The 8476-nt window shown below is 70.7% G+C and carries 7 protein-coding genes and 1 pseudogene; 6 read left to right on the top strand and 2 right to left on the bottom strand.

What is annotated here, in order from left to right:
- Together G4D87_RS28530 and G4D87_RS28525 are read left to right on the top strand one after the other, a co-directional pair.
- The coding region (locus tag G4D87_RS28530) for a nucleotidyltransferase family protein (RefSeq protein WP_163785867.1) at positions 1 to 467 on the top strand (467 nt) is incomplete at its 5' end.
- Between the two features lie 210 nt (positions 468 to 677).
- Positions 678 to 1112 (top strand): YciI family protein, encoded by a 435-nt coding sequence (locus tag G4D87_RS28525; protein WP_163785866.1) that lies wholly within the window; start codon positions 678 to 680, stop codon positions 1110 to 1112.
- 60 nt (positions 1113 to 1172) lie between these two features.
- On the opposite strand, the gene G4D87_RS28520 is transcribed toward G4D87_RS28525, so the two are convergent.
- Positions 1173 to 3932: an FG-GAP-like repeat-containing protein gene (locus G4D87_RS28520; protein ID WP_163785865.1), complete on the bottom strand. Its 2760-nt coding sequence runs from the start codon at positions 3930 to 3932 to the stop codon at positions 1173 to 1175.
- A 202-nt stretch (positions 3933 to 4134) separates the two neighbouring features.
- Between G4D87_RS28520 and G4D87_RS28515 the strand changes: the two genes are divergently transcribed.
- The 3 genes from G4D87_RS28515 (at position 4135) to G4D87_RS28505 (ending at position 7698) form a co-directional block, all read left to right on the top strand.
- A complete protein-coding gene (locus G4D87_RS28515) occupies positions 4135 to 5106 on the top strand; it encodes a nucleotidyltransferase domain-containing protein (protein ID WP_163785864.1) in 972 nt (323 codons plus the stop codon).
- A gap of 103 nt (positions 5107 to 5209) precedes the next feature.
- Positions 5210 to 6508: a UDP-glucose dehydrogenase family protein gene (locus G4D87_RS28510; RefSeq protein ID WP_163785863.1), complete on the top strand. Its 1299-nt coding sequence runs from the start codon at positions 5210 to 5212 to the stop codon at positions 6506 to 6508.
- Between the two features lie 2 nt (positions 6509 to 6510).
- Positions 6511 to 7698 (top strand): acyltransferase family protein, encoded by a 1188-nt coding sequence (locus G4D87_RS28505; protein WP_163785862.1) that lies wholly within the window; start codon positions 6511 to 6513, stop codon positions 7696 to 7698.
- Between the two features lie 6 nt (positions 7699 to 7704).
- Here G4D87_RS28505 and G4D87_RS28500 read toward each other — a convergent pair whose 3' ends face one another.
- Positions 7705 to 7995, bottom strand: coding sequence for a hypothetical protein (locus tag G4D87_RS28500; RefSeq protein WP_163785861.1), 291 nt, complete (start codon positions 7993 to 7995; stop codon positions 7705 to 7707).
- Between the two features lie 99 nt (positions 7996 to 8094).
- On the opposite strand from G4D87_RS28500, the pseudogene G4D87_RS28495 reads away from it, so the two are divergent.
- Positions 8095 to 8476: pseudogene (locus tag G4D87_RS28495) on the top strand (hypothetical protein); the annotation flags it as partial.

Below are 8476 nucleotides of genomic sequence, written 5' to 3'. Positions count from 1 at the left end.
CGGGGACGGTGGATGGGCGGGCCGTGCGCTGGCTGCGGCCCGAGGACGAGGCCGTGTACCTGGCGTTGCATGCGAGCAACCACGCGTTGCAGCGGCTGGCGTGGCTCTTCGACTTGAAGCTGCTGGCGCTGGCGGACACGCGGCTGGACTGGCGGATGGTGGTGGAGCGGGCACGCGGCACGGCCTTCCCACATGCGGCCTGGTATGCGTGGGCCGCGGCGCGGCGGCTGCTGGCGGCGCCGGTGCCGGACGAGGCGCTGGCGGCGCTGGCTCCGCCTCGCTGGCAGCAAGTGCTCGCACGGCGTTTTTTCTCCGACGCGCGGCTGCTGGAGGCGTCGCTGCTGGATAGCCGGGCTGGGTGGATGGCGGCGAAGCTGCTGCTAGCGCCACGGATGGGCTCCGTGGCGCGGTATGGCGTCCGGCGAGCACGGAACGCCGTGCGGGCGAGGCTGCGCCGTCCAGGCTGAGCTGGGTGCGCGGCATGCCTCAGCCGTAGCCAGCCAGCCAGGCCATCGCTAGCGCGCCAGGCAGTGCCTTCGTCTTCATGCGAGCCTGCCTCATGAGGGCGAGGCCACTCCTCCCGCCGTGTCGATTTTCTTGAGGCCGTGTCGATCCGCGTTCGGCTGATTCGTCGCTATTTCAGAACGGGGCGGTGCCCCAACCGAAAGGACGATGCGATGAAGGTCATGGTGCTTGTGAAGGCGACGAAGAACTCCGAGGCCGGTGTGATGCCCAGCGAGAAGATGTTCGCGGACATGGGCAAGTTCAACGAGGAGCTGGTGAAGGCCGGGGTGATGCTCGATGGAGATGGCCTCAGGCCGAGCAGTGCCGGCAAGCGCATCCGGTTCTCGAACGGAACCAGGCGCGTCATCGACGGCCCCTTCACCGAGACGAAGGAACTCGTGGCCGGCTACTGGATCTGGCAGGTGAAGTCGATGGAGGAGGCGATGGAGTGGGCGCGCCGTTGCCCGGACCCGATGCCTGGCGAGGAGTCGGACCTGGAAATCCGTCCCTTCTACGAGCTGGCCGACTTCGGCGCCGAGTTCACGCCGGAGCTGCGCGCCCAGGAGGAGAAGCTGCGCGCCGAAATGGACCAGCGTCGCGGCTCCTGATGCGGGGGGCGGAAGCGGGGCGGTGGAGCGACACCGCTCCACGCCCCTGCCTCGCTCACCTCACGGGCACAGCGGGCTGTCGCCCAGGCCTGGCGCACAGCCTTGGCCCACGCAGTACTTCGGTCCGCTGTCGTGAACCTGCTGGCCGGCCGAGTCGCGGGGCACCTCCACGGTGCAGCGGCCGTCGGCCCGGTTTCCGGACGGGTCCTCCACCACGTAGTGCACCGTGTAGACGCGGCCGTCCCCGGCGTCGTCGCGTTCGGCGCGGAGCTGGACGGAGCTGGCGTTCACCCGCACGTCGATGTCGTCGCAGGTAGCGCCGTCGCAGATGCCCGCGACGTCCTCGGACTCATCCGACGTCACCCGGACGATGCGGCCGTACTGAGCCAGCGGCAGCTCACCCATGCACGCGTCCTTCGCTGGCGCCGCGCACTCGGCCAGCGTCACCGTGCGGTACTGGTGGTCCGCCGGCCACAGCCGCTTGCCCAGGGACGCGCCGGGCACGGGCGCCCGCGTGTCCCGCACCGTCACGGAGAAGGCGCAGCCGCACGCGTTGCCGGAGCCATCCACCGCGTTGCAGTCCACCACCGAGCGTCCCAGCGGGAACCGGGAGCCCTCCGGCGGCGTGCACGTCACCGACACCGGCCCGCAGTTGTCCTCCGCCTGGGCGTTGTAGGTGGCGTTCGCGCCCCCCGCCACGCACTCCAGCACCTGCGGCGCGGGGCAGACGATGGACGGCAGCGTCGTGTCCACCACCTTCACCGTGGCCTCGCACACCGCGCTGTCCTCGCCGTCGTGAGCCGTCAGCGTCACGGCATGCCGCCCCAGGCCGAAGGGCCCGGGCGCCGTCTGCGTCAGCGTGAGGGGGCCCGGCTGTCCGTCCGGGTCATGGCTGCCATGGTCCACGCTGGCTGACGCGCGGCACTGCGCGTCCGCCTCCACGACGACGTCCCGGCACAGCGCCACCGGAGGCTCGTTGGGCGCGCACGCCAGCTTCAGCTGCGCCGACGTGACGTTGTTGTCCTCGCGGCACTCCAGCTCGCGCCCGGTGCCGGTGCCGTCATCATCCACCACCGCGTAGACGAGCACCCAGCCGCTCTCGATGGCGTCGAGCGGGAGCTCCACGGACGCCTCCGCGCCCGCCTCCAGCGTGTGGGGCACGGTGGCCACGCCCAGCAGCGTGCCGCCTTCGCCCACCGCGTCCTGGTAGAAGGCCACCTGGACGCCCGCCGACGCCGCCGAGTCACCCGGGTTGCGGACCCGCGCGCCGAGCGTCACCGCGCCCTCGCCCGTGCACGTGGCCGTCACCTGACCGATGGCGAGGTCCGGCGCCGCGAAGGGCCGCACGGTGCCCGTGCCCTGGCTGTTGGTGCGGAAGGTGTTGAGCCCCGGCGCCAGCCAGTTGCTCACCGGGCGCGCGGGCAGGGTGCCGTCGTCATTCACGTTGGTGACGGAGTAGGCGTGCTGGTTCCAGATGCGCCGCGTGTTCACCCAGCCGTCCTTGCGGTCCCGGTACACGCGGATGCCATGGAAGCCGCCGTAGCCACAGGCCGTGTTCTGCGCGACGACGATTTCGGCGTTGCCGTCACCGTCCACGTCCGCGACCACCGGATTCTCATACGCGGTGCACGAGCTGTGCGGTGCCTCGAAGCGGACCTGCCCCGTCACGCCGTCGTAGATGCGCAGCGCCGTCTCGTCCGCGTAGACGACCTCGGCGCGGCCGTCGCCCTCGAAGTCGAAGGTGGAGGAGCCGGTGCGGTTGGAGCTGTGGTCCTGCGTGGGGCTCAGCCACTTCACCGCGCCGTTCGGCTCGAACACGGCGTAGTGGGACGCGCCCGCCACGCCAATCTCCGGCTGCCCGTCTCCGTCGAAGTCCGCGATGTTCGGCGGTCCGCCCACGCCGCCGCCCAGGTGCCGCACGGTCCACTTCACCTGGCAGTTCGCGTCCATCAAGGACACGTGGCCGTCCCACACCACGACGATTTCGCCCTCGGGGTCCGCGTCGAAGTTGCCCACGCCCGAAAGCCCGTGGCCCAGCTCCGCCGCCTTGCACTCGAGCGTGCCGTCATGCCGGTAGATGGCGCGGCCGTTCACCACCTCCTGGAGCCCGTCCCCGTCCAGGTCCACCGCGAACGCCAGCGGCCCGGTGTCGTTGGCCGGGCTGCCCACGCCGTCGCTGCCCACCCACCGGAGCGTCCCGCTGCTGTCGTAGACGTGGTTGCCGGCGATGATTTCCACCGCGCCATCCCCGTCCAGGTCGGCCAGGGACACGCCGCCCCAGTCGAGCGGGGGCCCGTCCGCGCGGAACTTGAAGGCGCCGGTGTGCTCGAAGCAGATGATGCCCCGGGCGCTCTCCGGCACGGTGCACAGCTCCACCTCGCCGTCTCCGTCAAGGTCGCCCGCCGCGACGCTGGCCGAGCCCCGGGTGCGGTGCGCCGGGTCCGTCACCGCCCACAGGTCCGCGCCGTCCGAGCCGCTGATGGCGCGCAGCACGCCATTCGTCTTGAAGTTCCAGCCCTCGAAGCTGTTGAACACCACGTCGGGGACGCCATCCGCGTTGACGTCCACCACCACGGGCGTGGCCTGCGCGTTGGTGTGGGTGGGCATCAAGGGACTGGCCGTCCACGCCCACTCCACCTCGGGCTCGAAGTGGGGCTCGAAGGGCGGCCGCACCTCGCACCGGGCCTCCGACTCCACCGCCGTGGTGTTGTCGAATGCCGGGGGTTCCTCGGGGGTCGTGCCAGTGCACGCCACCCATCCGAGCGCTCCGAGCGTGAGCCAACGTCCCGGACGCCCGTCCGACCAGCCCTGCTGCGACATGCCGCCTCCAAGAAAGCCTGCCCGGCCCGCGACGTACCGGGCGCCCAGGTATTCACTCAAACGGGTTTGCGGACCCACCCTGGAAGGCCGGCCCGTGTCGGGTGTTCACCGATGGCGCCTGGGAGTGACGGGTGCTTCACACAGGGCGTGACGTCATCCGGGCGTTGCAGGCCATGCGTCCGGACCGTTAAAGGGGGGCCCCATGTCCGCCAGTCTGCTCGACACCTTCCGAGTGCTCTCCTCGTTCGACCCGCCACGTGGCGCGCTGCGGGGGGCGCCCTGGGAGGAGTACGTGGACTGGGCCATCACCCAGGGCCTGGCGCCCCTGGCCGCCTACAACCTGGAGTACCGGCTGGGCGCGGGCAACGCGCCGGAGTGGGCGCGGGACAAGCTGCTCAGCATCTACCAGGGCTCCGTCAACGACAACGTGATGAAGCTCGTGAACTTCAAGCGCATCGTGGGCGCGCTGGAGGGCCGCAAGCTGGTGATGATGGGGGGCGCGTCCTTCGCGGACTCGCTCTATCCGCACGTGGGCTTCCGCCCCGTGCCGGAGCTGCAGCTCCTGATGAAGCGCCTGGACGTGGACGGCTTCTCGGGCTTCCTGTCCCACCACGAGTTCGCTCCAGAACCCGACACGGAGCACAGCGGCGCCGCGAAGGTGGTGTCCGACGGGCGCACCGTCATCCTGCTCTATTCGGACATGCTGGGCCCCCAGCGCCGCGAGCAGACGGCGGGTATCATCGAGCGGGCCAGGCCCATGCGCGTGTACGGCGCCTCGCTCTACCGCCCGGAGCTGGAGGACGCGGTGCTGCTGGTAGCGCTGGAGCACGCGCGCCACGGGTACGCGGTGCCGTGGCTGTCCTTCATCGACCTGCGCGAGCTCGTCACCGGGGCGAAGTGGATGGGCGGGGTGTACTCGCGTCCGCTGGACGTGCCGGTGCTGCGGGCCCGGGCCGCGGAGTGGCGCCTGGAGCGGGCGCTCTACACGTCCCTGTCCATTGTCGCGCGCTTGTTCCCGGACGCCGCCGCGGACGCCACCGCCGCGCTGCCGCCGCTGCGCAGGGCGACGCGGGAGCTGCTGGAGCGGACGGTGGTGGGTCCTGTATGCACCCCTGGCCGGACCTCGGCCCTGAAGGGCATGGAGCGGGTTCGTCGCCTGCTCACGGGCCAGTAAGCCTGGCTGCTTGCGGGGTAGCACCCGCGATGGGGTGGGCTTCCTTTCGGACTCCCTCCCGGCGTATGAGTCCCTACAAGAGACATTCACTGGGGCTCCTTCAATGCGTATTGCCATCATCGGAACCGGCTACGTCGGCCTGGTCGCGGGGACCTGCTTCGCGGACTCGGGCAACGACGTCACGTGCGTGGACATCGACGAGCGGAAGATCCGCATGCTCCAGGCGGGCGAGGTGCCCATCTACGAGCCCGGCCTGGAGGAGCTCATCAAGAAGAACGTGCGCGAGAAGCGCCTGTTCTTCACCCGGGACCTGACGGAGGCCGTCACCCACGCCCAGGTCGTCTTCATCGCGGTGGGCACGCCCGAGGGTGAGAGCGGCGACGCTGACCTCCAGTACGTGCTGGCCGCCGCCGAGCAGATTGGCAAGGCGATGAAGCAGTACACGGTGGTGGTGGACAAGAGCACCGTGCCGGTGGGCACCGCGGACAAGGTGCGCGAGGCCATCCGCAAGGTGACGGACATCGAGTTCGACGTCGTCTCCAACCCGGAGTTCCTCAAGGAAGGCGCCGCGCTGGACGACTTCCTCAAGCCCGACCGCGTCGTCATCGGCGTGGACTCCGAGCGCGCCCGCAAGGTGATGGCGGACCTGTACTCGCCCTTCGTGCGCACCGAGAACCCGGTGCTGTTCATGGACACGCGCTCGGCGGAGCTGACGAAGTACGCGGCCAACGCGATGCTGGCCACGCGCATCTCCTTCATGAACGACATCGCCGCGCTCTGCGAGAAGGTGGGCGCGGACGTGGACTTCGTGCGCAAGGGCCTGGGTTCGGACAAGCGCATCGGCTATCCGTTCCTCTTCCCGGGCGTGGGCTACGGCGGCTCCTGCTTCCCCAAGGACGTGAAGGCGCTGGTGGCCACGGCGCGTGACTACGGCCTGGAGCTGGACTTGCTGCGCGCGGTGGAGCGCACCAACGAGCGCCAGAAGAAGCTGCTGGTGAACAAGGCCGCCAGGCACTACGGCTCGCTGGAGGGCCGCAAGTTCGGCGTGTGGGGTCTGGCCTTCAAGCCGAAGACGGACGACATGCGCGAGGCGCCGTCCATCGAGGTCATCGAGGGCCTCATCGGCAAGGGCGCCCAGGTGATTGCGCACGACCCGGTGTCTCCGCACACGGCCAGGCGCGTCTTCGGGGAGCGCATCCGCTACGCCTCCGTGCCCTACGAGGCGCTGGAGGGCGTGGACGGCCTCTTCGTGGTGACGGAGTGGAACGAGTTCCGCCACCCGGACTTCGAGCGCATGAAGGCGCTGATGAAGTCGCCCGTCGTGTTCGACGGCCGCAACGTGTACGACCCCTCGCGCATGCGTGAGCTGGGCTTCACGTACTACGGAATCGGCCGGAGGTAGCGGTGAGCGGGGGCGGGGCGCTCGACGCACTGACGGGGCTGCGCTTCGTCGCCGCCCTGCACGTCGTGTTGTTCCACTTCGCGGCGCCGTGCCTGGGCACGGCGCCGGAAGCGCTGCGCGCCTGGGTGGGCGCGGGCTACGCCGCCGTGGGCGTCTTCTTCGTCCTGTCCGGCTTCGTGCTCGCATGGAACTACCTGGACGCGGACGGGCGCATGGAGACGTCGCCCAGGGCCTTCTGGGCCGCGCGCGTCGCCCGCGTGTACCCCGTCTACGTGCTGACGTTCCTCCTGTCCGCGCCCACCACCATCGCCGCGTCCGTGGCGGCCAACGGCTGGCAGGTGGCCACAGCGAAGCTCGCGGTGGGCGGGGCGGTGGCGCTGGCGCTGCTGCAGGCCTGGGTGCCCCGGCTGGCGCTGTACTGGAATCCGCCGGGCTGGTCCGTGGCGGTGGAGGCCTGCTTCTACGGCCTCTTTCCCTGGCTGGCGAAGGGGCTGCCCCGGCTCAAGCCCGCGTGGCTCCCCATGGCCCTGGGCGGCGCATGGGTGCTGGGGTTGCTGCCGTCGCTGCTGTACCTGGCGCTGTTGCCGGACGGTCCGGGGCCCGTGGAGGTGTATGCGTCGGGGCCCTGGCTGATGGCGCTCAAGTTCAACCCGCTGGCGCGGCTGCCGGAGTTCCTCTTCGGCGTCCTGCTGGGCTGGTGCTTCGTGCGCGAGCGCGCGGCGGGTGGGGTGAAGGGCTCCGGCGCGGTGCTGGCGGCGCTGGGCACGGCGCTGCTGGTGGCGGCGGGCGCGGCGGGCTCGCGGGTGCCCTATCCGCTGATGCACAACGCCCTGTTGGCCCCCGCGTCGGGGCTGCTGGTGTATGGGCTTGCGCGGGGCGGAGGCGCCGTGGGCTGGCTGCTCTCACGTCCCACGCTCGTGAAGCTGGGGGGCGCCAGCTACGCGCTCTACCTGCTCCAGTACCCGGTGTCGGAGGCGGCCAAGGGCCTGGGGGACCTGGTGTCGCCCTGGGTGGAGCTGCGCACGCCTCAAGGGCTGCTGGCCACCTTGTTGCTGCTGGGCGTGCCCGCGTCGCTGTGGGTGCACCGCTTCGTGGAGGCACCGCTGCGCTCACGCGTCCGCGCCGCGCTGACGCCCTGGGTGGACGGTGCGCCGCGCGAGCCCGCGAAGCCGGTGGTGTCTGGGACCTGAGCGGCCTCAGCGCGAGATGCCGCAGGCGCGCTTGCCTTCCTCGGTCTCGATGGCGCGGCAGTCGCAGCCGTCCAGGCGCTCCTCGCACACGGCCTCATCCTCCGCGGTGGGCTCCACGCGGTTCTCCTCCTGGGCGGCGCGACGGAGGCACAGCTCCTTCTCCACCGAGTTGATGGAGCAGTCGCACAGCTTCTCGGACAGCTCGCGGCAGGCACCCTTGCAGCCGGTGAGGCCGGACAGGGCGGAACAAAGGAGGGCGGCGGTGACGATGAAGCGGCGCATGGCTGCGGCGAACATGCCAGAAGGTCCCCTGGATGCAAGCTGGCTTCGAGCCCTTCGTGCCTGGGCGGATGCTAGGGTCGCCCGGCTGCTCCACACCTGGGGGAAACGCCACACATGTTGTCACTCGTCGCCGCTGCGTTGCTGGCCACCGCGTCCACTTCGACGTCCCACTCGCTCCTGACGCCCGTGGCCGAGCGGCCCGTTTCCGCCCGGCTCCTCGCCCAGGCTCCGGCGGAGGAGACGCCAGACGTGTCCGGGACGCCCACGCCGCCGCCCCTGCCGGAGGACCTGGACGCCCGCGCCCGGGAGCTGACGCAGCGGATCGCCATGCTCCAGAGCGAGATTCGCTCCATCGACACGAACTGGCCCGCGGGTTCGCTGGTGATGGCGTACTCCGGCTACGTGCTATCCCCGCTGCTGCTGCTGGGCATCCCGCTCATCGTCGTCGGGATGGGGACGTCCGAGGACAACGCCGGCACCTTGCTGGGCCTGGGGG

This window comes from Myxococcus vastator (genome assembly GCF_010894475.1).
GTDB classification, from domain to species: Bacteria; Myxococcota; Myxococcia; order Myxococcales; family Myxococcaceae; genus Myxococcus; species Myxococcus vastator.
This window is presented reverse-complemented; position numbering and strand designations above follow the sequence as displayed.